The 21,950-nt window shown below is 66.4% G+C and carries 24 protein-coding genes; 8 read left to right on the top strand and 16 right to left on the bottom strand.

Translation table 11 applies throughout. The features are described 5' to 3' along the window. Positions 1–28: 28 nt before the first annotated feature. Positions 29–412, top strand: coding sequence for a DoxX family membrane protein (locus JVX90_RS18895; RefSeq protein ID WP_205330187.1), 384 nt, complete (start codon positions 29–31; stop codon positions 410–412). Here JVX90_RS18895 and JVX90_RS18890 read toward each other — a convergent pair whose 3' ends face one another. Continuing rightward, positions 413–676 (bottom strand): hypothetical protein, encoded by a 264-nt coding sequence (locus JVX90_RS18890; RefSeq protein WP_205330186.1) that lies wholly within the window; start codon positions 674–676, stop codon positions 413–415. It lies immediately after the preceding gene. 34 nt (positions 677–710) lie between these two features. Between JVX90_RS18890 and JVX90_RS18885 the strand changes: the two genes are divergently transcribed. After that, positions 711–1,109 carry a YccF domain-containing protein gene (locus tag JVX90_RS18885; RefSeq protein ID WP_205330185.1) on the top strand — a complete coding sequence of 133 codons (399 nt, stop codon included), beginning with the start codon at positions 711–713 and terminating at the stop codon, positions 1,107–1,109. 2 nt (positions 1,110–1,111) lie between these two features. Here the strand turns inward: JVX90_RS18885 and JVX90_RS18880 are convergent, their stop codons facing one another. From JVX90_RS18880 to JVX90_RS18870, 3 genes are all read right to left on the bottom strand, one after another. Continuing rightward, positions 1,112–1,789, bottom strand: a complete 678-nt coding sequence (locus tag JVX90_RS18880) for a tellurium resistance protein (protein ID WP_205330184.1) — start codon at positions 1,787–1,789, stop codon at positions 1,112–1,114. A 112-nt stretch (positions 1,790–1,901) separates the two neighbouring features. Beyond that, the gene (locus tag JVX90_RS18875) at positions 1,902–3,911 is read right to left on the bottom strand and encodes a hypothetical protein (protein WP_205330183.1); all 2,010 of its coding nucleotides are present in this window, start codon (positions 3,909–3,911) and stop codon (positions 1,902–1,904) included. A 9-nt stretch (positions 3,912–3,920) separates the two neighbouring features. Then, positions 3,921–5,597 (bottom strand): Hsp70 family protein, encoded by a 1,677-nt coding sequence (locus tag JVX90_RS18870; RefSeq protein ID WP_205330182.1) that lies wholly within the window; start codon positions 5,595–5,597, stop codon positions 3,921–3,923. A gap of 88 nt (positions 5,598–5,685) precedes the next feature. Here JVX90_RS18870 and grpE point away from each other — a divergent pair, with 88 nt between their 5' ends. Together grpE and JVX90_RS18860 are read left to right on the top strand one after the other, a co-directional pair. Continuing rightward, positions 5,686–6,186 (top strand): nucleotide exchange factor GrpE, encoded by a 501-nt coding sequence (grpE, locus tag JVX90_RS18865; protein WP_205330181.1) that lies wholly within the window; start codon positions 5,686–5,688, stop codon positions 6,184–6,186. Between the two features lie 143 nt (positions 6,187–6,329). Then, positions 6,330–7,787 carry an APC family permease gene (locus tag JVX90_RS18860; RefSeq protein ID WP_205330180.1) on the top strand — a complete coding sequence of 486 codons (1,458 nt, stop codon included), beginning with the start codon at positions 6,330–6,332 and terminating at the stop codon, positions 7,785–7,787. Positions 7,788–7,839: 52 nt separating this feature from the next. On the opposite strand, the gene JVX90_RS18855 is transcribed toward JVX90_RS18860, so the two are convergent. From JVX90_RS18855 to JVX90_RS18825, 7 genes are all read right to left on the bottom strand, one after another. Next, positions 7,840–9,570, bottom strand: coding sequence for a SulP family inorganic anion transporter (locus JVX90_RS18855; RefSeq protein ID WP_336819705.1), 1,731 nt, complete (start codon positions 9,568–9,570; stop codon positions 7,840–7,842). 18 nt (positions 9,571–9,588) lie between these two features. Then, positions 9,589–10,209: an MBL fold metallo-hydrolase gene (locus JVX90_RS18850; protein WP_205330179.1), complete on the bottom strand. Its 621-nt coding sequence runs from the start codon at positions 10,207–10,209 to the stop codon at positions 9,589–9,591. Beyond that, positions 10,206–11,294: an S-(hydroxymethyl)mycothiol dehydrogenase gene (locus JVX90_RS18845; protein WP_205330178.1), complete on the bottom strand. Its 1,089-nt coding sequence runs from the start codon at positions 11,292–11,294 to the stop codon at positions 10,206–10,208. Before JVX90_RS18845 ends, JVX90_RS18850 begins: the two co-directional genes overlap by 4 nt. A gap of 56 nt (positions 11,295–11,350) precedes the next feature. Next, on the bottom strand, positions 11,351–12,004 hold the full coding sequence (locus JVX90_RS18840) for a hypothetical protein (RefSeq protein WP_205330177.1): 654 nt from the start codon (positions 12,002–12,004) through the stop codon (positions 11,351–11,353). Between the two features lie 112 nt (positions 12,005–12,116). Then, entirely contained in the window at positions 12,117–13,268 is a 1,152-nt protein-coding gene (locus JVX90_RS18835; RefSeq protein ID WP_205330176.1) for an N-acetylglucosamine-6-phosphate deacetylase, read from the bottom strand. Between the two features lie 10 nt (positions 13,269–13,278). After that, positions 13,279–13,842: a hypothetical protein gene (locus tag JVX90_RS18830; RefSeq protein WP_205330175.1), complete on the bottom strand. Its 564-nt coding sequence runs from the start codon at positions 13,840–13,842 to the stop codon at positions 13,279–13,281. A gap of 299 nt (positions 13,843–14,141) precedes the next feature. Continuing rightward, a complete protein-coding gene (locus tag JVX90_RS18825) occupies positions 14,142–14,699 on the bottom strand; it encodes a TetR family transcriptional regulator (protein WP_205330174.1) in 558 nt (185 codons plus the stop codon). Positions 14,700–14,801: 102 nt separating this feature from the next. Between JVX90_RS18825 and JVX90_RS18820 the strand changes: the two genes are divergently transcribed. Together JVX90_RS18820 and JVX90_RS18815 are read left to right on the top strand one after the other, a co-directional pair. Beyond that, positions 14,802–15,578 (top strand): SDR family oxidoreductase, encoded by a 777-nt coding sequence (locus JVX90_RS18820; RefSeq protein ID WP_205330173.1) that lies wholly within the window; start codon positions 14,802–14,804, stop codon positions 15,576–15,578. Then, a complete protein-coding gene (locus JVX90_RS18815; protein WP_205330172.1) occupies positions 15,571–15,975 on the top strand; it encodes a heme-binding protein in 405 nt (134 codons plus the stop codon). Before JVX90_RS18820 ends, JVX90_RS18815 begins: the two co-directional genes overlap by 8 nt. 178 nt (positions 15,976–16,153) lie before the next feature. Here JVX90_RS18815 and JVX90_RS18810 read toward each other — a convergent pair whose 3' ends face one another. Beyond that, complete coding sequence (locus tag JVX90_RS18810) at positions 16,154–16,606, bottom strand: hypothetical protein (RefSeq protein WP_205330171.1); 453 nt, start codon at positions 16,604–16,606, stop codon at positions 16,154–16,156. 320 nt (positions 16,607–16,926) lie between these two features. On the opposite strand from JVX90_RS18810, the gene gdhA reads away from it, so the two are divergent. Beyond that, on the top strand, positions 16,927–18,270 hold the full coding sequence (gdhA, locus tag JVX90_RS18805; RefSeq protein ID WP_205330170.1) for an NADP-specific glutamate dehydrogenase: 1,344 nt from the start codon (positions 16,927–16,929) through the stop codon (positions 18,268–18,270). A gap of 11 nt (positions 18,271–18,281) precedes the next feature. Here the strand turns inward: gdhA and JVX90_RS18800 are convergent, their stop codons facing one another. The 4 genes from JVX90_RS18800 to JVX90_RS18785 form a co-directional block, all read right to left on the bottom strand. Beyond that, positions 18,282–18,971, bottom strand: coding sequence for a hypothetical protein (locus tag JVX90_RS18800; protein WP_205330169.1), 690 nt, complete (start codon positions 18,969–18,971; stop codon positions 18,282–18,284). Beyond that, positions 18,968–19,705 (bottom strand): DUF5642 family protein, encoded by a 738-nt coding sequence (locus JVX90_RS18795; RefSeq protein ID WP_205330168.1) that lies wholly within the window; start codon positions 19,703–19,705, stop codon positions 18,968–18,970. Before JVX90_RS18795 ends, JVX90_RS18800 begins: the two co-directional genes overlap by 4 nt. Before the next feature lie 109 nt (positions 19,706–19,814). Further along, the gene (locus tag JVX90_RS18790) at positions 19,815–20,483 is read right to left on the bottom strand and encodes a hypothetical protein (protein WP_205330167.1); all 669 of its coding nucleotides are present in this window, start codon (positions 20,481–20,483) and stop codon (positions 19,815–19,817) included. A gap of 28 nt (positions 20,484–20,511) precedes the next feature. Beyond that, positions 20,512–21,321, bottom strand: a complete 810-nt coding sequence (locus tag JVX90_RS18785; RefSeq protein ID WP_205330166.1) for a thioesterase family protein — start codon at positions 21,319–21,321, stop codon at positions 20,512–20,514. Positions 21,322–21,368: 47 nt separating this feature from the next. Between JVX90_RS18785 and JVX90_RS18780 the strand changes: the two genes are divergently transcribed. After that, positions 21,369–21,938 (top strand): TetR/AcrR family transcriptional regulator, encoded by a 570-nt coding sequence (locus JVX90_RS18780; protein ID WP_205330165.1) that lies wholly within the window; start codon positions 21,369–21,371, stop codon positions 21,936–21,938. The last annotated feature ends 12 nt before the right edge of the window (positions 21,939–21,950 follow it).

Below are 21,950 nucleotides of genomic sequence, written 5' to 3'. Positions count from 1 at the left end.
CGGAGGCATCAACGAGAGGAATCCACAGATGAATCTGCTCCACGCGGTCGGCCGCGGTCTGACCGGCGTCCCCTACATCAAACTCGGCTTCGACGCCGCCACGACGCCCGGCATGCGTGTGGACGCCGCGGCTCCACTGCTCGACAGACTTCCACTGCCCGTCGACAACGAGACCGTCGTCCGCGCCAACGGCGCCGCGCAGGCGTTCGGCGGCGCGTTGATCGCCGCGGGGATCGCTCCGCGGGCCGCCGCGGGCCTGGTCCTCGCGTCACTGGTCCCGACCACAATCGCAGGCCACGGGTTCTGGACCTACGACGACCCGGCCGCGCGCGCCCAGCAGAAGGTTCAGTTCCTCAAGAACGTCGCCATGGCGGGCGGCCTGGTCACGATCATCGCGGCCGGCCGGAAGTAGTCACTCCTCCCAGCGCTCCGACGCACTGGGATACCGAACCCGCAGGTAGCTGTACAGGTAGGTGCTCACGACGATCGCGATCACCGAACCGACCGCCCACCACAGCCAGGGGTTCATCAGGCTGTCTCGGAACGCGGCGACGATCCACGCGAACACGCAGAATGTCGCGAGGATCGTCGCCACCACCCGGACCACGAGCACCACTGTTGTGAGCACCGACCAGACGGCACGACGACCCAGATTCCGATCAGGGTGATTTCCCATGTCGCAACCTTATGCGGCAGTGGATGATGGAGCCATGCGAACACTCCTGAACATCATCTGGCTGGTCCTGTGCGGATTCTGGATGGCCGTCGCCTACGCCGTCGCGGGCGTCATCTGCTGCATCCTGATCATCACGATTCCCTTCGGGATCGCCTCGTTTCGGATCGCTGGATACGCGCTATGGCCGTTCGGGCGCACCACCGTGCCCAAGCCCGATGCGGGCACCGCATCGTTGATCGGAAACGTGATCTGGATGATCGTCGCGGGAATCTGGCTGGCGATCGGACACATCACCACCGGCATCGCTCTGTGCATCACCATCATCGGCATCCCGCTGGGAATCGCGAGCTTCAAGATGATCCCGATCTCGCTCATGCCGCTCGGCGTCGACATCGTGCCCGTCGACGCCGTGCGGGCAGGCGCGGCGTACTGAGGCTACTTACGGCCACCCTTCCAATTCATTCCCCAGCCGTAGGCTTGGTCGACGGCATCCTGTGCGCCTCGGATGTAGCGCACTTCGCGGTTGATCACCAGTTCGCCGTTGCGGTTCTCCAACAGCGCGATGGCGCACGAGACGGCACCGTTGGTCGCGTCGTCGAGGAGGACTTCGATCTGGGGCCCACTCTGCGGGAACACGGTGACGACACCGTTCGCACTCGCCCAGTTGGGCGTGCCCTCATAGATGTACGCGAAGATCAGGATCCGGCGGATCCGCTGCGACTGCGCGAGGTCGATGTACATGTTCTCGCCGCCGGTGACAGAACCGGAACGATCGTCACCATCGAGATAGATGACCGGATTCCCCGTCCGGGGCGCCTGGAAAGAATTACCGAGTGCCTGAACGATGCCCTTGGTCCCATCGGTGAACTCCCACAGGCAGGCCAGATCCAGATCGACCCCGCTGGATCTGCGGAAGAGGCCGCCGCCTCTGCCCTGCGTCCAGTTCAGGTTCACCCGGAGGTGTCCGGTGGTCGAACCCTGTTTGGTCAGCGACACGCTCGGCGCCGACTTGGTCAACGTCAGCTTCTGCAGAGACACCGGCGGCTGGGCAGGCTGCTGCTGGGCAGGTCCGGCCGGCTGGGGATTGGGACGCTTGTTGTAGTCGATGGCCATCTTCAGACGGCTCCTTCCGCTCGGACGTGACCGACCGGGTGGTGATGTCCTATTTGTGACAGAGGCCACCCGTGTCGAAGAATGCCACCAGCCTACGTTGCGCCGATGATCATCACCCCTCATCAGCCGCCACGGCACGAGCGTTCGGACCGAACGACGACGCGACGACAAGACCTCCGTCGCGGTCACGTCGACAACTCGCCACCGCCACGTGGCATGGACGTGGCAGTTCGGCCGGAATCACGAATCCGCCGTCGAGCTCGTAGCGAGTGATCGTCACTTTGCGTGGTGTCGAGCGGGGGTCGTCGGGAGCGTTCGGGGGTTCGTCTCCGCGCATGACGACCATCACCTCGGTGACGCCCGGCGGCCACACGAACGTCGCCCGATCTGAGATCACCGCCACCCCGCCCACAGGCGGCAGATCCGGGTCGGGCACTCGCGGCCGGCGGTCGACGGGAGCGGCCGGTTCGACAGTCTCCCCGGACCGGGCCGGTACCGAATGTCGACCGTCGACAATCGTCGTGACCTCATATACCGGGACATCAACGTCGAGCGAGCCGCCATCCTCCAATTCGGTTGCGGCAGTACGCCCGACGGTCTGCTGTCGACCGTCTGGCGTGAGCCGGACGACCCGGTAACTCGCGTCGGATTCGGGCGAGGGCAGCCAACTCACCCTGATCGAGCCGTCGGCAGTCCTCTCGGCAGACACTAGGCCCGCGGGACTCACCGCGTTCACATCCGACGGGGCGGCGTCGAACGACCGTCGGGAGTTCTCGAGGGCCTCGGCGAGTCCCGGACCCGACGTACGGAGGATGTCGATGTCGGCGGCATGGCGCGCCAGCCATTCCAACGTCTCCAGCGCGGAGGCGTGGTGACCGGCCGCCACGTCCGTCTCCGCCTGCTGCCATCGCTGCTGCGCGGCGCGGATGGCACGGTCGACTTCGTCGGCGAACGCCTCGATCTGCCGACCGGCGTCGACGTCGTCGCCCGCCAGGCGTCGGGCGCGCTTGAGCAGGGAACGCGCCTGCACCGGTCGACCCTCACGCAGCATCCCGCGCGCCTCACGCAACGGCTCGGCCCAGTCTCGACGCGGCGCGACGGCCGTCTGGGCTGCAGCGACGCCGGATGTCACCGTCGCGCCGAACTCGGCTGCTATCGACCCGATCAGCCTTCCCGCCCCGACCGGGCCCGCGCCGCGTTCGATCGCCTCCTGGCGCAGGAAGTCTCGATCCTCGGCGAGGAGTTCGTCCTCGATCAGGACGGCCGCCCGGATCCGAGGACGCAGAAAGTCCGCGATCCGGCCGGTCATGGCGTCGGTGTAGGCGGCCGCTGTCGCCGGGTCGCCGAGAAGCACGTCTCGCACGTGCAGGAGCAGTTCGTCGATCACGGCACGAATCCGTCCGGCACCGAGTTCCCGAGCGCGTTGCGACAACGATTCCGTCCGCGCCTGCACCTCGGCGCGGTTGTCGGCGTCGTCCAGCGTCAGCAACAGCAGACCGAACAGTGTCGGTGTCGGCGCCTCGTCGCGCAGGCGGTTGAACTCGCCGAGGAGTTCGTCGATCTGTTCGAGTCGACGGTCAGTCAGGTTCGACGAATCCGACGACGGCTGTGGGGTCGATGCGCCGTCGTCGACTGTTCGGTATCGGCGCAGCCTCGTCGCGACCTCGTCCGGGGTGAGTCCCCCCATCGCCCCCACGTCGTCGAGACCGGCCCGCTTGGACGTCGGGATTCCGCCGTATCGGTCCTGCAGGCGTTCGATCGCGCTGTCGAGCAGGCGATACCGTTCGGCATCGCGAACCTCCCGGCGCGCGGCCACCACACCCGCCTGAGCCGCTCTGGCCGCCGCGAACCGCAGCGCCGCCGACCGGGTCTCGTGTTCGGCGACGAGCCGACCGACGAGCACCCGATACTTGGGGTGGTCGCGGTGCTTCTGCCAGAACGCCCACACCTCGTCGATGCGGGCCGCGACCACGTCGTCCGGCAGTGCGCCGGCAGTTTCGACGGGAATGTCGTACAGCTCGAACACGTCGGACGCGTCGGGACCGCCGCGACGTTCGACCGCCGCCAGCACTCGCTTGCGGTAGTCGTTGGGGACGAAGGGCTGTAGCGCGGGACTGCTCATCGTCGGCGCTCAGACGTCGCGTCGACGAGTGCGATGAACCTGATCGAGTTCGCGGGCCACCTCGGCCTGCGACAGCGTCGCACCCGTCCGGGCCGACATGGTCAGCGGGATCTGCGCTTCGACGTGGAACGCGGTCACGTGCAGCACTCCGTCGAAGCCCATCTCGAATGTCACCTGGACTTCGCTGCCCTCGTCGTAGCCGAACGGAATGTCGGTGATGCTGCCCTCGATGAGCACCTTCGCGTCCTCCGGATGCGGCGACAGGGCCTGCCCCTGCTGTTCGACGACGACCAGCTCGATTCGATCCTGGTTCATTCGCATGGTGCCGAACGATCGACGGACCCGGATCGGCAGCGTCTGATTGCGATGCACCAGCCAGGTCGCCTCCGTTTCACCGCTGCGTCCCACCGCGAGCACCCCGAAACCGCGGGAGACGACGGTGTCGACGGTGATCTCCAGCATCCGTCGGACACCGGCAACGGGTAGCCCGAACGCAGCCGCCACCCGCGCGCACGCACCGTCGACGTCGCCCGGTTCGGCGGTGAACAGCGGTGCACCGTCGGACAGACGGCCACGTGTACGCAAATCGGCGGCGACCAGACGTTCGATCTCGAGTTTCTCGCCGTACACGGCAGCACCGCGGGCCACCGCGAGATCAGGGTCGGTGAGCTCCGGCGTGATGCCGAGCGAGGCGCCGACCTCACGGGCGACCGCGGGCATCCGGGACGACCCACCCACCAGCAGTACCCGACTCAGCCTGGTGACGCCCCGGTCGCGGGCAGCGGCGACGCACGCCTGCGTGAGGTCGAGCGTCCTGTTCAGCAGTCCGGCAGTTAGTTCTTCGAGATCGGCTCGGGACACGGCGATCACTGACCGCGCCCCGTCATGCGCGATGATGACTGTCGTCGACTCGTTGTCGGTCAGCTCGTGCTTTGCACGCTCGGCGGCGAGAATCAGCGCCTGCGAACCAGCCGAGTCGTCGAGCGGGTCCTCTGCGTCGGGATGCTCTTCGCAGAACCGACGGGACAGGTGGAGTGCGAGGCGTTCGTCCCAGTCGGCACCGCCGAGTTGATGATCTCCCTCCACCGCGAGCACCGAGATCCGGCGGTCGGCCAGTTCGATCACCGTCGCGTCGAACGTTCCGCCGCCGAGGTCGTAGACGAGGACGGTCTCGTCGGTGCTTCCTGACGCGGCGGTTGTGTCGGTCAGGCGCCGAAAGCCGTACGACAGCGCGGCCGCGATCGGCTCGGACAGCACACCGACCACGTCGAGGCCCGCGTATGTGCCCGCCTGCACGGTTGCACGTCGCTCCTCGTCCCCGAAGTAGGCGGGGACCGTGATCACCGCGCGCTCCACCTTCTCGCCGCCGAAAGCGGCGTCGGAGGCCAGCGACTTGAGGATCAGGGCGGAGATCGCCGGTGCCGACCATGTCTGCCCGTGGGCGACGAACCTCCAGTCGGCGTCGCCCATCCGCCGTTTGACGAGCGCGCAGACATTGTCGGGGTCCAGGCGCGCCTGACGTCGGGCGCCTTCACCGACCATGTGATCGTTGGCGCTCGGGAGGAGGACCACCGACGGCGTGGTCGGGGCGCCGCCCAGTCCGATCACCACCTCGGGGCGTCCATCGGCATCGATCGTCGCAATCGCGGAGTTGGTGGTTCCCAGGTCGATTCCGTATACACCCACGATCGGGGATCGTAACAGCGGCGGCGACGCTGTGCGGCCGCTCAAATGATCCACCTCGAACAATCCGCACCGCCGACACAATGCGACTATGGACCGCGTGAGCCCCGATGCCGAGTCCGATGCAGGCCGCGAGTCTGCGACCATCGCACAGGTTGCGGAGAGTGTCGAGGACCTGGCTCGGGTGATCGCCCGGCAGGCACAGACCCTCGATCGACTCGTCGAGTCTGACCGCAGTCGTGGCAAGCTCGCCGCCGCGGGCGCCGACCTTCCCCTGCTGGTCGACCTGTTCGGCCTCTACATCGATGCAACCCTGTGCGCCGAGAGCGCCGACGACGCCGATCGTGGCGCGTTCGCAGCGATCGCCGCCGGGCTCGATCGGGTGATCAGCGGGCGACACGGAGTACTTGTAGTCCCCTCGCCCGGCGCGACGTTTGACGCCCGCACCATGGAGGCCGTCGACGTCCTCGATACCGGCGACGTGGCCGAAGATCGCACGGTTGCTCGGCTGCTTCGGCCTGGACTGCAGGTGGGCGACCGGTCGGTCCGCGCGGCGACGGTGATCGTCCGTCGGCATCGTGACCTGACCTGACCGTTCGATCGACGACGCTCGGGCGCGCGCAGCGTATTGACCTGCGATGGCGCGAAGTGATTCACGCCATCTCTTGACATTCCAGGTGAGCGGGCTCACCATTCTCTAGACATCTGACTGACGGCTCAGTTAATGGAGGATTCGTGACCACCAGCCCACCCACGACGACCGACACCTCGACGGCCGAAGATCTGCCCCAGGGAGTGCTGCCACTGTGGGCCGTCTTCGGCGTCTCGCTCGGCATCCTGGCTCCCGCGTCGACACTCGCCCTCGCCATCGGCGTCATCATGCAGCAGGTCGGAGCCCTCAGCTGGGTCACCTGGGCCGTGACATCCCTCCTGGTCCTCGGGTTCGCGGGCGGTATCGCCTGGCTCGCTCGCAGGTTCACCACCACCGGCGGCATCTACGGCCTGACCACCCGCGCGGCCGGACGCGGCCCCGGCTACTTCGTGATGTTCGCGCACCTCGCGTCGTCGCTCGTCTCAGGTCCCGCCTGTGTGCTCGGTGCGGCGATCTACCTCGACGCGTGGCTCCGCAAGCTCGGCGTGCCCTACAACCCGTGGATCCTCGCGGGCTGCTCGGCCGTCGTCGCCGTCGCGGTGACCGCACTCTCCCTGCGCGAAGTGAAGCTGTCGGCAAAGCTTCTGCTCCTCATCGAGTTCCTGACGCTCATCGTGATCGTGATCTTGTTCGTCGTCATTCTGGTCCGTGTTCCCGGCGGTCCCGTCGACAGCCGCCAGTTCGACTTCAGCGGATTCTCCATGGCCGCGATTCTGGCCACCGCAGGCTTCTCGGTGTTCTCCATGGCCGGGTTCGACCACGCGGTGACTCTCGGTCGCGAGGCCCGCAACCCGAAGCGCGCGATCAGCCTCGCCGTCGTCGGATCTGTCTCCGCGTGCGGCCTGCTCTACCTTGCGGGCACCTACGTGATCGTCCTCGGCTTCCGCGACGTCCCCATGGACAGCATCGACGCTCCGCTCGACATCCTCGCCACGCACTACGACGTCGGCTGGCTCGCTCACCTCATCAACCCCGGTGTCGCGATCAGCTTCTTCGGCTCCACCCTCGGCATCATGGCCGGCACCAGCCGCACCGTGTACACCATGGCTCGCGACGGAATGCTGCCGAAGGCGCTGTCCGGGGTCGACCCGGTGCACCGCACCCCGCGAACCGCTGTCCTCACTCTCGGCGCGATCTACCTGATAGTCAGTGTGCTCGGCGCACTGCTGGCGCGGGCGACGACCACCTATTCCCTGCTCGGCACCTTCGCCGGCTATATGCTCGTCGCCTCGTACGGCGCGACGGTCATGGCCGCAGGCTGGTACGCGATGCGCACGAGGTCGGTCGGCTTCGGGATCGGCATCTCAGTGCTCCTCGCAGCCTTCGGATCCGGCCTCATCTACTGGAAGAGCTTCAACCCGTTCCCCGAGGGCAACCGCTTCTGGGTCGCGATCATCTTCTTCGTCGCGGTCGTCGGCATCGTCGGCAGCTGGGCGTGGCTCAAGCGCAACCGCCCGAACGTCGCCGCTCAAGTCGGCGAATCGGACCGTCGCACTGACGCCGATGTCGACGAGGCCGAAGGAGTCGAGGCGTCGGTCTGACACTTGCTCCCGGGAGGTCCTCCACCGCGCCGCGGTGGAGGACCTCTTTCGTTCATTGAGCCGTGCCGGAGGTGTCGGGCGTCGACGCGGGACTGCCATGTTCAGCGCGAAAGGCGCGGACGGCGGACCCGACACCTGGATAAACGAGGTCGGCGGATATCTCGCTCATGATCCGAGCGGAGTCGAGCGACTCGCGCAGCTCGGGCGTCACACCGGCGAGGACAAAACGCGCACCGACCGAGTGCACGAACCCGATGAGACTGCTGATCGCCTTGGCGGCGGAATAGTCGACGTCGGACACGGCGGAACAGTCCAGGACCAGCCACTTCACCGGGTCGGGCGCGCCTTTCACGAGCGCCGTGACGTCATCGGAGAAGCGGCCGACGTTCGCGTAGAAGAGATCGGCGTCGTACCGGAAGACGATCAACCCCGGGAGGCTCTGGTGACCGGGCTTCGCGGGCTCGTACTGTCGCCGACCGTCGTCGCCCACCCCGATCACAAACCTGTCCGGACGGTACTGGCGGTGAATCATCTGCAGCAGGGAGAGAACCATCGCCGTGACGATGCCGGTGAGCACCCCGAACCCGACGACCATGCCCGTCGTGACGACCGCGACGCCGAACTCGACCCGGCGGATCCGCCAGATGCTGCGGAACGACCCGAGGTGGATCAGTTCGACGCCCACGACGAAGACGACTGCGGCGAGCACCGCCTCCGGCAGATGCGCGAGAAGCGGCGACGCGAACGCGACCACCGCGAGCGTCGTCAGCGCCATCGTCACATTGGCGAGCTGCGTCCGACCCTTCTGCTGGTCGAGCACTGCGGTCTTCGTCGGGCTCCCGTTGACCACAAAAGACCCGGTGAGAGCCGCGGAGACGTTCGCCGCGGACAGTCCCAGAATGTCGCGGTTCACATCGACGTGGTCGCCGTGGCTCTGCGCGAAACTGCGCGCAGTGGCGGCGCTCTGCGCAAGGACCACCAAGACGCAGCCGAACGAGACGGTCAGCACTTCGGGAGCCTTCGCCCACACCGCGCTCCACGCCGGGAAGCTGATGGTCGGCAGGCCTGTCTGGACGTCGCCGATGGTCGGGACGGCGGTGAGATTGAAGGCCATGACGAGCACGATCGCGCCGACGACAACGAGTATCGGCATCGGAAGCTGTGGACGGAAACGTTTCACGAGAAACAATGCGACGACGGTGACGACGCCGAACACGACGGCCTGCCACCGCACGTCGTTGAGATGGGTCACGAGAAACGCCCACTTGCCCCACACGTGACTGCCGTGAGCACGCTCGATGCCGAGCAGTCCCGGAACCTGCTCGGTGACCACCAGGACGCCGACTCCCGCGAGGAAGCCGGTGAGGACCGCGGTCGACAGGAAGTCGCCGAGGAAACCAAGCCGCAGGACCCACGCGAGCAGCAGCATCGCGCCTGTGACCAGCGCGATCAGGCCCGCCCACGCGAGCCACTCCGGAGTCGACGGGTTCAAGCCCGCTACCCCCAGACCGGCGATGCCGGATGCGAGGAGCGCTGCCGTCGCCGAATCTGCTCCGACGACCATCAGCCGAGACGCGCCGACGAGCGCGAACACGATCGCCGGGACGATGAGCGAGTAGAGGCCCGCACCGAGCGGGACCTGCGCGATGGAGCTGTAGCCCATCGCCTCCGGTATCGCGACGGCCGCGAGCGAAACGCCCGCGATCACGTCGGCGCGCAGCCATCCGAGCTTGTAGCCGCGCATCGACAGCGGCGTGATCGCCGCTGCGAGAGTCCTGTTCACCGCATCGTCACTGCCAGGTCAGTGACCACGCCTGATCCACTCGGCGAGGTCGCCCGCCTCAGCGCCGACGGTCGTGTCGTCGCCGTGACCGGTGCACACTCGGGTGTCGTCGTCGAGGACCAGGATCCGGTCGCGGATCGACGCGATGATGTCGTCGAAGTTCGAGAACGAGCGGCCCGTTGCGCCCGGGCCTCCCTGGAACAGGGTGTCGCCGCTGAACAGGACCTTCGACGACGGCGACCAGATCACGCACGAACCCGGAGAGTGCCCGGGAGTGTTGATCACCTCCAGCCGCTCGCCACCCACCTCGATCACCTGACCGTCTGCGAGCTCGCCGTGCGCGACGCCCGGATGTGTCTGCTCCCAGAGCATCTCATCGGCCGGGTGCAGCAGGATCGGTGCACCGGTGGCCTCGGCAAGCTCGGGCGCGACGCCGATGTGGTCGTTGTGCGCGTGTGTCAGCACGATCGCCACCACCCGACGCTCCCCCACTGCCGCCAGTATCGGAGCCGCATTGTGCGCGGCGTCGACGATCACCGACTCGGTGTCGTCGCCGACCACCCACACGTTGTTGTCGACGTCCCACGTCCCGCCGTCGAGCGAGAACGTGCCCGAAGTGACGACCCGGTCGATCCTCACAGCTCCACCACCGAGCGCAGCACCTTGCCGGCTTCCATCGACTTGAACGCCTGGTCCACTCCGTCGATCGAGATCCGCTCGGTGACGAACTTGTCCAACGGGAGCCGGCCCTGCAGGTGCAGGTCGACGAGCATCGGGAAGTCCCGTTCGGGCAGGCAGTCTCCGTACCACGACGACTTGAGCGCACCACCGCGACTGAAGAAGTCGACGAGCGGCATCTCCAGGCGCATCTCCGGTGTCGGAACCCCGACGAGCACCACGGTGCCCGCGAGGTCGCGAGCGTAGAAAGCGGTCTCGTATGTCTCGGGACGCCCGACGGCGTCGATCACCACGTCAGCGCCGTTGCCGTCCGTGAGTTCCCGAATCGCCTCGGCGACGTCGTCCACCGACGACGCGTCGACGGTATGGGTCGCGCCGAGTTCGGTGGCCCATGCGAACTTGCCGGGGTCACGGTCGACGGCGACGATTGTCGTCGCGCCGGCCAAGCGGGCACCCGCGATCGCGGCATCGCCGACACCGCCGCAGCCGATCACGGCGACCGAGTCGCCACGCGACACGCCGCCGGTGTTCATCGCCGCACCGAGGCCGGCCATCACGCCGCAGCCCAGCAGACAGGCGACAGCCGGGTCGACGTCCGGATCGACCTTCGTGCACTGACCTTCGTGCACCAGGGTCTTCTCCGCGAACGCACCGATGCCGAGCGCAGGCGACAGTTCGGTGCCGTCGGTGAGGGTCATCGGGACGCTCGCGTTGTGCGTGTCGAAGCAGTACCAGGGGCGGCCGCGCTTGCAGGCCCGGCACTCGCCGCAGACGGCACGCCAGTTGAGGACGACGAAGTCGCCGACCTCGACGTGAGTGACGCCCGAGCCGACCGACTCGACGACACCGGCGGCCTCATGGCCGAGCAGGAACGGGTACTCGTCGTTGATGCCGCCGGTGGCGTACGCGAGGTCGGTGTGGCAGACGCCGCACGTCTGAATCTTCACGACGACGTCGTTTGCGCCCGGGTCCGGGATCACGATGTCCACGAGTTCGGTCGGTGCGTTCTTGGTTCGGGAGATGACTCCCTTGACGACCTGGGACAACCCCGGTCCTCCTTGTTCTCTGGCGAATTCGGTGGTTACAAGCAGTCGTGCGGGAGTTATTTGAGGGCTTCGGTGAGCTGAGCCTTGGTCATGGTCGAGTAGCCCTTCACACCCTTGGCCTTGGCTTCGGCCTTCAGATCGGCGACGGTCTTGGCACCCGACTTCGCGGGCGCGGCCTTGGCCGCAGCGGGCTTCGGCGACGCTGCAGGCTTCGCTGAGGCGACGGACTTGGCCGCGGCCGCGGTGGCCGGCTTCGCGGGCGCCGGCTTCGTTTCGGCAGGCTTTGTTTCGGCGGGCTTCGCGGCAGGTGCGGGCTTCGCTGCGGCGGGCTTCGGTGCGGCCGGTTTAGCGGCGGCGGACTTGGCCGGAGCAGCCTTCTTGGCGGGAGCAGCCTTCTTAGGCGCAGACTTGGTCGCAGCCTTCTTCGCCGGAGTTGACTTCTTCGCCGGAGCTGCCTTCGTCGCCGCGGGCTTCGCGGCCGACTTCGCCGGAGCTGCCTTCTTGGCCGGGGCGGCGGCCGGCTTGGCGGCAGCGACGGGCTCGGCCTTCTTGGCAGGCTTGGCCGGTGCAGGCTTCGCGGGCGCAGGAGCCGCGTCCTTCTTGTTCAACGGCGAGTACGCCAGAACCGTGTCGCGCAGGGCGACGACTTCATTGGAGAGGCGCTTGACCTCTTCCTCCAGGCGGGCGAGCAGAGTCTTCTTGCCGGTCATCGGGGTTCCCTCCGAGGAGACGTTGTCGAGCCCGCCGGCCGTTCCGAACAGGCTTGCTTTCACACCCTACGGCGCACATGCCCCTGGTGGGAGGTGTGACGCGGGGTTCGGGTCAACTCTTCTCAACTCCGATCACGCGCAGGTCGGCGTCGAGGACCACGAAGTCGGCGCGCCTGCCCACCGCGAGGACGCCGATGTCATCACGGCGGAGGACCCGCGCGGGCGTCGCCGAGCACATCGTGGACGCTGCGAGAAGCGCGTCGTCCTCGGTCATCGGGTCGGGAGCTGCGCGGAGGCCACGCACGGTCCGGGCGAACAGTCCGTCCATCGTTGCGGTGCTCCCGGCGATCGCATCGGTGCTGCGTAGCCGTGCGACGCCGTCGCGCACGTACACCTCGAGGGAGCCGAGAACATAGTCCCCGTCGGACATGCCCGCGGCGACCATGGCGTCCGTCACCAGCGCCACCCGGTCGGCTCCGACACTCTGCTGCACCTGCGCGACGAGCGATGGATGCAGGTGGACGCCGTCACCGATCAGTTCCACGACCGCACGCGGGTCGGAGAGCAGCGCGAGGATCGGCCCCGGCTCGCGGTGCCCGAGCGGCGCCATCGCATTGAACAGGTGGGTCGCGACGCTCGCACCTGCGTCGAGCGCTGCCTGCGTCTGGGCGAAAGTCGCGTCGGTGTGCCCGACGGCGACCCGCACACCTGCCGTGACGAGTCGAGTGATCGCGTCCAGAGCTCCGGGCAGTTCCGGCGCCATCGTGACCATGGTGATCGTGCCGTCGGCGATCTCGAGCAAGTTGTCGATCTCAGCGAGGTCGGGACTGCGGAGCCGGTCCGGGGCGTGGGCGCCGCACCGCGAATGCGCGATCCACGGGCCTTCCAGATGGATGCCTGCGATCGCTCCCGAACGGACGAGCGGAGCGAGGCGTCCGACGATCTCGGCGAGTTCGTCGGGGCTCGCGCTGACTGTGCTGGCGACAGTCGTAGTGGTCCCGTGCGCTCGGTGAAAATCCGAGGCCGCTCGCACCTGGTCGGCGTCACCGTCGGTGTACGACGCTCCGCCGCCACCGTGCACATGCATGTCGACGAATCCCGGAACAACCGTCCCGGAAGCGAACTCCAGATCGGGTTCACCAGGGGGACGCCCCTGCCCGACGGCTTCGATCACGCCTGCCCGCACCTCGAACCAACCTGGGCGGTGGACCACACCGTCGGCAATCACCGCAGAAGCGGCCACGATGCGGGACTGAGAAGACACGTCCTGCAGCCTATCGGCGATCCGCACGCGGCACGCGGACTCCAAGCGGACAGTCTTCTCTGAGGTCTCGGAGATCCTGAACATCGGCGGCAATCTGGATCTGCCCGCTCCTCCGGCAGACGTGAAGCTCCCCGATCCGGCCGCGCTCAACAAGGCTCCGACGTTCACCGCAGGCGACGCTGATCAGAACGGCACCGTCGACGGCAGCGACGTACCCGCCGAGGGCCGTTGTCGAACGCGCGCAGGACAATAACGGAGCGCCCATCATCGAAGCCTCTCCGAGCACCACCGAGGTCGCGTCCGACGGCACGACCACGGTCGAGACGCCGGTCGTGACCCCAGGTGTCGAAACCCCCGGTGTCAACTCAGGTGTCGAGACTCCGGGTGCCACGCCGGGTGTGGACACTCCCACCGACACGTCCGTCCTGACCACGGAGACAACGGGCGCAACGACGCCGACCGACTTCAGCTCGTCGACCGGCGACACGATCGGAACACTGACGTTCACCTCCGGCGGCACCAGCGTCACGTGCACCCTGCCGTCGAGCTTCGACTCGTCGACGGTCATCGCCACGTGCAGTGACTCGATCAGCCGCGAGTTCGACGCGTCCGACCTGTCGCAGTCGACGGTGAATTCGGCGGTCTCGTCGTCAAGCGATCAGGTCTGGGGGTCAAGCCTGTCGGTTCCACCGAGAGCGTCGCAGTGACCAATGCTTCATGGCAGACGCTCAGTCCGACCACGTCGGAGAGCACCGAGACGTCGGTGGAGCCCACCGAATAGTCATGACCTGTTCGTCGGGCGGAGTCAAACTGCAGGCTGCCTCAAGTATCCGGCTCGCAGCTCTCTCAAACGTCGCAAGTGGTGGCACCGCGTCACCTGCGAACCTCGAACTTCCGCTCCAATGCCGCCACTCCGGAAGACAACATGTCTCGCCGCGCATCGGTCCACACGCCTCCGGGCCCGGCGGTTGCGATCAAAGCAGGTGACGAAGAGGCCCAGGACGTGACCAGCCCAAGTGTCATCGCGAGAACATCGGTGGCGTGCCGCCCGAACCGGGATGCAAGCGCAGCGACCTTGGTTTGGTACGTCAGATGCTCGCTGGGCGTGGTGGTGGGACGCTCAAGGTTCGCCCACGTGGTCAGACGCAGAGTGCTTGGCTCAGCGCGGAGGTAGTCGAAGAGCCTGACGGCGTACCCCGCCAGGTCATCCTCGGTGAACTGCACTGCATCTGCCATCGTCGCTAGTGATGTGCTCACGACAAGATCGAAGAGCTCCTCCTTCGGGCCGAAGTGGGCATAGATCGAGCGCTTGTTGACCTCGGCCTTCTCCGCGATTCTGTCGATACGCGCGCCCGCCAAGCCATACGCGGCGAACTCTGTTCGCGCGCCCTCGAGGATTCTCTGCTTGGTCAGGGTCGCGTCTGGTGGCACCGCGCAAGAATACCCCGCAGGGTATGTAACTAACTAGTTATTGACATTCGGTCGAGTGGACGGCACTGTTGGCAGAGCAAGCCCATCCTCGAAAGGAAGCTCATGTCGAAGAACATCCTGATCACCGGCGCCAGCTCGGGTTTCGGTCGCGGAGCCGCGATCGAACTCGCCCGTGCCGGGCACAAAGTCGTAGCGGCGGCCGAGACCTGGCCTCAGGTGCGCAGCCTGCGCGCTGACGCTGAAGCTGCAGGTGTAGAGCTTGAGGTGATAAAGCTCAACCTCCTCGACGAGATCGACATCGCCCACGCCGGCACGTACGCACCTGACGTCCTCGTGCTCAACGCAGGCGTCATGGAGGGTGGGTCGATCGTCGACATCCCCCTCCAGCGGGCACGAGAATCATTCGAGATCAACGTGTTCGGGCATATGGCCCTCGTCCAAGAGATCGTGCCCAAGATGGTGGCTCGCAAGTCCGGCAAGGTCGTGTGGACCTCGTCGATGGGCGGAATCCTGGTAGTCCCGTTCCTGGGTGTCTACTGCGCCACCAAACACGCGATCGAAGCGATCGCGGGATCAATGAAGGCCGAACTCGCACCCCACGGCGTCCAAGTCGCGACAGTGAACCCCGGAGTCTTCGGAACTGGGTTCAACGACACCGGAGCCGAGAGTTACGTTCAGTGGTACGACGCCGCCACAGCAGTGGTGCCTATGCCCGATTTCGGCGACAGTCTTGTCGGCCAGGCCGACCCGCAAGAAATGATTGATGCGATGGTCGAGATCATCCCCGCAGACGACCACCTGTACCGCACCATGCGCCCCGTAGCCACCATCGACGCTGCGAAGCAGTGGCAAGAGACGGAGTGGACCCAGAATGTCTGAGATCACCCTCACCCACGCAAGTCGACTGATCGCAGCCGGAGTTGCAGCGGCCGAAGCTGAAGGAATGAAGGCAGTCTTCGCGGTGCTGGACAAGGGAGCAAACCTAGTAGCGTTCGCCCGGATGGACGGCGCGTGGCTGGCATCAAACGAACTTGCGATCGCAAAAGCACGGACGTCGGTCATGTTCCAAGCGCCGACAACCGCGCTCGCAGCACCCCTGGAGATCGGCAAGCCCGCCCTGCATTTCGACCACATTCACTCGCCGGGCCTGCTGCTCGTCGGCGGCGGCGTTCCACTGTTTGACAGTGACGGTGTACTCATCGGCGGCCTTGGGGCCTCCGGTGGATCACCGGAACAAGACGATGCACTTGCGCGGGCCGCAGCTGCAGCAGCGTGAACGCGGCTTCCGGATTGACCCGTTCGCCCGAACGGACCCTCAATTAGATGCGCGACAACAACTCCAATGGTGAGGGTGCAACACCTACGTCACGGCCGATGCCGATGCCCCGGCGCGCGCACCGAGAACCGGGACGAACCACCTCACCATTGGGGCTGTTGTCCGCGACATCAACCTCTCAGCTGAACTCGCGCCACATGTCGTTCTCGTCGCCGAGGAGGTACGCGGGATCGGGGACACCCCACACTTCGCGGAGTGCGTATTCGATCGCGATCGCGGCCTCGTCCACCTGCCTGCGCTCGAACTCGAGGATCAGGGTGTCGTCTGCCCGAGACCAACCGCGGTCACGGAGCATCTGCACACGTCCCGACTGTTCCCGCTCGTCGGCCGACAGCTGACCCACCTCGATCATCAACGCCAGACCGTCCTCACCGATGTAGGCGGCTTCGAGTTGTGCCGTCATGCCGGTCCAATTGGCGACGGCGTCGTACACGCTGAACGGGTATCCGCGGGTGAGGTCGGAGAGGTAGTCGGCCAGTCGGATGCGGAAGTCGCGCCACCGCCCGTCGAGCTCGGCATCGAACGCGGACTCGTCGAATCCGCTGATGTTCTCGGTGATCGGATCGGTCACAACACACCTCCGGAAGCACACGGGGAGCTGGCTCGTGTCCCACGGTAACGCGACTTCGGCGGCAGGCGGCGGATTCCCTCGCACCACACACCACATTTCTGCGGTATGACGGCCTTATGTCGCCGACGTGTCACATCGCACAAAAGCGGGCCCAAGGTTTCACGAGATCGTTACACATGGATACAGTGACGCCCGGAATAGTCCGGTAGGTCGAGTACGTGTTCAATGGCGCACACGCACGAAGAGGATCGCCGTGGCCGAGCGACCTTCGAAGCATGCCGCGGGTCGCTCTCATTCGAGCAGAGAGTGATACCACCCCCATGAGTGACTGGGCCCCCCAGCTCCACGACATCTACGACGTCGTCAACCGCCGCAACCCCGGTGAACCCGAGTTCCAGCAGGCCGTTCGCGAAGTCTTCGATTCGTTGAGCCCCGTCGTCGCCAAGCACCCCGAGTACGTCGACGTCCTGACCCGCATGTGCGAGCCGGAACGCCAGATCATCTTCCGCGTCCCGTGGACCGATGCGAACGGCGACGTTCAGATCAACCGCGGTTTCCGCGTCGAGTTCAACTCGGCCCTCGGCCCGTACAAGGGCGGACTGCGTTTCCACCCGTCGGTGAACCTGTCGATCGTCAAGTTCCTCGGCTTCGAGCAGATCTTCAAGAACTCCCTGACCGGCCTGCCCATCGGCGGCGGCAAGGGCGGCTCCGACTTCGATCCCAAGGGTCTCACCGACCTCGAGATCATGCGCTTCTGCCAGTCGTTCATGACTGAGCTGTACCGCCACATCGGCGAGTACACCGACGTTCCGGCAGGCGACATCGGTGTCGGCGGGCGCGAGATCGGCTACCTGTTCGGCCAGTACAAGCGCATCACCAACCGCTACGAGTCCGGCGTCCTCACCGGCAAGGGCGTCTCGTGGGGCGGCTCGCTGGTCCGCCCGGAGGCCACCGGCTACGGCGCAGTGTTCTTCGTCGACGAGATGCTGAAGTCCAAGGGCGACACGTTCGAGGGCAAGAAGGTCCTCGTGTCGGGTTCGGGCAACGTCGCGACCTACGCCATCGAGAAGATCCACCAGCTCGGCGGCACCGTGATCGGCTGCTCCGACTCGTCCGGCTACGTCATCGACGACAAGGGCATCGACCTCGAGATCCTCAAGGAGGTCAAGGAGGTCCGCCGTGCACGCCTGAGCGAGTACGTGGCACTGCGCGGCAACGGCACCAAGGTCGGAACCGAGGGCTCGCTCTGGCAGGTCCCCGCCGACATCGCGCTCCCCTGTGCCACCCAGAACGAGCTCGACGAGAACGACGCCAAGGCGCTCGTCGCCAACGGCTGCATCATCGTCGGCGAAGGCGCCAACATGCCCACCACCCCGGAGGCCATCAAGGTCCTCCAGGCCGCCGGCGTCGGCTACGCGCCCGGCAAGGCCGCCAATGCCGGCGGTGTCGCCACCTCCGCGCTGGAGATGCAGCAGAACGCGTCGCGCGATGCGTGGAGCTTCGAGTACGCCGAGGGTCGCCTCAACGCGATCATGCGCGACATCCACCGCAACTGTCTGGAGACCGCCGACGAGTACGGCGACCCCGGCAACTACGTCACCGGCGCCAACATCGCCGGCTTCGTGAAGGTCGCCGACGCGATGAACTCGCTCGGCGTCATCTGACGCCTCAGACGTCAGGCCTTCTCGGCCACCTTGTCGACCGCACGCGCGAACGATTCATCGAACGCCGTGCGGTCGATGGCGTTCGACCCGGCCATCGGCGCGTACTCGATGCGGACGACGTAGTCCCCCACCTTGGCCACGCCGCTCAAGGTCCGGGTGACGACCTTCTGACCGGACGAGCGGGCAGTGGACGTCTGCTGGTAGACGAGCACGTCCTTGCCCACGAGTGCCGCAGGAGCATCGAGCACCTTGGTGGTGACGGTCGCCTGCAGGCCGGCCATCGGACCCCGGGTGACCTTGCGTTTCACGGTCGCGCATTTGCCGGTGACCGCGGCGCGGAAGGAGGCGATGTCCCGTTCCGACACCGAGACCACGTCGGTGAGCGTGGCCGCTGTGCCCTGCTGGGCGATGGTGATGCCCAACTGGTCGGCTGTCAGGTCGTCGGGCAGCACTCCCGACTGTTTGCACGACGCGGGCGTCACGGAGCTCCCGCCGGACGCCGCAGTCTGCTTCGCCAGCTCGATGATCTGGTCTTTCGGCACGTCCTGCACGTCGAAGCCCGCGGGTAGCTCGTCGGCCGACAAGACGAGGTCTTGCGGCATCGCCGGCCCCGACGCGTCGTCCGAGCCGCACGCGGCGAGCGCCAGAACTGCAGTGATGCCGACAAGTCCGCCGGACAGGCGGAGACTTCGCTTCGTCATGCCTGGTCCGCAACCTTCGCGACCGCCTTGGTGAACAGGTCCTCGAATCCGGCGCGGTCCGGATCCCCGCTCGGCACCATGTTCGTAGCCGTCACATTGATCAGGTAGCCGTCGACTTCCGCCGCACCCGTGAGAGTGCGAGTCTGGACAGTCTGACCACCAACCTTTGTGGTGGTCACAGCTTCGACGACGATGGAGTCGTCCGCGTCGACCTTCGGCGTGTCGAGCACATTCTGCTTGACGAGCGAGGTCACCTTCTGGCCTTCCATCTCCATCGTCATCGTCATCGTCGAGCACTCACCGGTGACCTGCCTGCGGTAGTTCGAGACCGTCGTGCCACCGACTGTCACCATCTCCGTGAGACTGGCGGTCATGCCCTTCGTGGCGACGGCGAGACCGATCTTGCCGAAATCGATGTCCGGGATGGCGTTCACATCGCCGCACGACGCCGGAGTGAAGGTCGCGCCTTTCGTCGCTGCGCGCAGCTTGTCGAGCGTGTCGTCCATCTGGCTGAGCGGGATCTCCTGCGCGACATAGCCTGCGGGAAAGTCTTTGGGAGTCAGGACCAGCGCTCGGACCTTCGCCGGGTCCGCGTCCGACTGCGTGGTCGACGCCGCCGACCCCACATCGCCCTTGACTGCGTCGCCGTCCGTGCTGCAACCGGCAACCAGGCCGATCGACGCCGTGCAGGCGAGCACAGCGCCCGCCGTCTTACCGAAGATGTTCCGCACCATGACTCCTGCTCACGTGAGGGGCGTTATGTGCCCGAGAAGACATTACGGGCCAGGGTGTGTCGCCTGTTCAGTCGTCCACGATTCGTGCCAATCTCGTCACGCGGAGAGTTCAGGCGCGGGCGGCCTTCTTGACCGCAGCCGTCACTGTCGTGTCGAAACTCGCCCGATCGGGCATCGATCCGTCGGCCTTCACTGCCTGGACTGTCACAAGGTAACCGTCCACCTGGAATCGCCCGATGAGTCCCTGTCGTTCCTCGTCGTCGACTGTCGACACCTGGCGGAAGGTGACTCCGTCGAACCCGTCGATCGTCGCGGGCTGCACGTCGGCGCTGGTGATGATCGCGGTTGTGCCCTTGGCCGGACCGGCGGTGACCTTCACAGTGACCTTCGAGCACTCGCCCGACACGGCTGCGACCAGGCCGGTCGCCGATTCCGTCGACCGCGAGACCGATTGGCTGAGGGTCGACTGGCCGTTGACCGCGACCACACTGCCCGTCTCCGAATCGGATGGCGCCTCGTGACTCGATTTGCACGACGCGGGGGTCACCTCGGCGTCGCGGCGACTGTCGTCGAGCTGGTCGACGGTCGTCTTCTTCTCGTCCTTGCCGAGAGTGACGACGCTGTAACCGGCGGGGAAGTCGCCAGCGGTGAGAACGGAGTCGAGGGCACGCTGCACTGCGGGATCCACGGTCTCCGATTCGCTGCACGCCGACAGCACCGCGACGACTGCAACACCGGCCAAGAGTGAGCCGACGGCCCGGAACGACTTCTGCGACATGCGTTTCAATCTACTGGGCGAGCCATGCTCAGGCCGGAGCGTCCTTGAAGTAGACGAGTTGGTGGGTGGTCGCGAGCAACACGTCGTCGTCGCCCCAGATCTGGCCGTACTGGTCGAAGTGGCCGCCGGCGAAACGTGCGGCCTTCGCGGTGGCCAGAACGGGCCGCGAACCCTGGGCTGCCAGTTCGTCCGCACTGGCGTGGAAGTACGTGGTCAGCGAGATCGTGCCGGCCGGCGCGTAGGCGCCCTTACGCAGGAACACGCGGGGGAAGAAGGTGTCGGTGATGCTTGTCAGCGACGCGAAGTCGAGCGGCCGCTCGGGCAGGTCGCGGATCCACATGGTGGTCGTCGAATCGTCCAACGCCCCATCGTTCATCCCGCCGACGATGAAACGCTTCTCGTAGTTCCGCGCCCATGCGATGAAGTCGGGGAAGTCGACGGCCTCGACGGAGTCGGAATCGGGTGCCTGCGGTGCGGCCGGCTCGGTATCGGTCCACGTGTCCCGCCGGATGCCGAACACCGCGGTACCGGTGGCGACCGTGTGCTCCTGCTGGTCGATGGTGAACGTCCAGTGCTGGTTGGTGCGGTTGGTGCGCACCGGAACGAGCGTGAGGTCCCAGTGACCTTCGGCGATGGGCGCGACGTAGTTGACGGTCAGCGCGAGAGGGTCGCCGAGAGCGTCGGGGTGCTTCTGCAGTGCGCTGACGATCGTCGCAGCTGTGATGCCGCCGAACGGACCGACCATGTTGTTGTAGGCCGGATGTGTGGTGGCTCGGACGGTGTGGGTGTCCGTGTCGAGCGCAGTGACGGCGGTCGCTTCATCGAAGACGTGGGTCATGTCTCGAATCTAACAGAATGATCGTTCTACATCGCTATGCTGTGGTCATGACCACGACGCCCGTACGCGAACGCCTGCTGACGTCGGCGACGCTGCTCCTGCGCAGTCGCGGCGCCGACGGATTCGGGATGTCCGAGCTCCTCGAGCACAGCAAGGTCGCCCGTCGGTCGATGTACCAGTACTTTCCCGAAGGCAAGGCCGACCTGCTCCGCGTCGCGACCGCCGACGCGGGCAAGGGGGTCGGAAACATGTTGAAAGCCGTCCTCGCCGAGATGTCCACACTCGACGCCCTCGACTTCTGGGCTCGGCAGTGGGCTGACCTCCTGGTCGAGAGCGACTACCGACTCGGGTGCCCGCTGGCCGCCGCCTCCCTGAGCGCCCAGGAGTACCCGGCCGCCGCCTCGGAGGCGGCGACCGCGTTCCGCCGATTCGAGGTGCTGATCGCCGACGCCTTCGTCCGGGACGGTCTCGACGCCAACGAGGCCGCCACCGCGGGCGCCGTCCTGGTGTCCGGGTTGGAGGGCGCGATCCTCACTGCCCGCGCCACTCGCGACGTGTCCGTGTTCCACACTCTCGCGGCCCATGCCCGCGCGGTCTGGGGCGCGAAGCTCGCCTAACCATGACCGCTC

This window comes from Gordonia sp. PDNC005, from assembly GCF_016919385.1.
Taxonomy (GTDB): Bacteria; Actinomycetota; Actinomycetes; order Mycobacteriales; family Mycobacteriaceae; genus Gordonia.
Note: the sequence above shows the minus strand (reverse complement) of the source record. Positions and strands in the feature narration are given on the sequence as shown.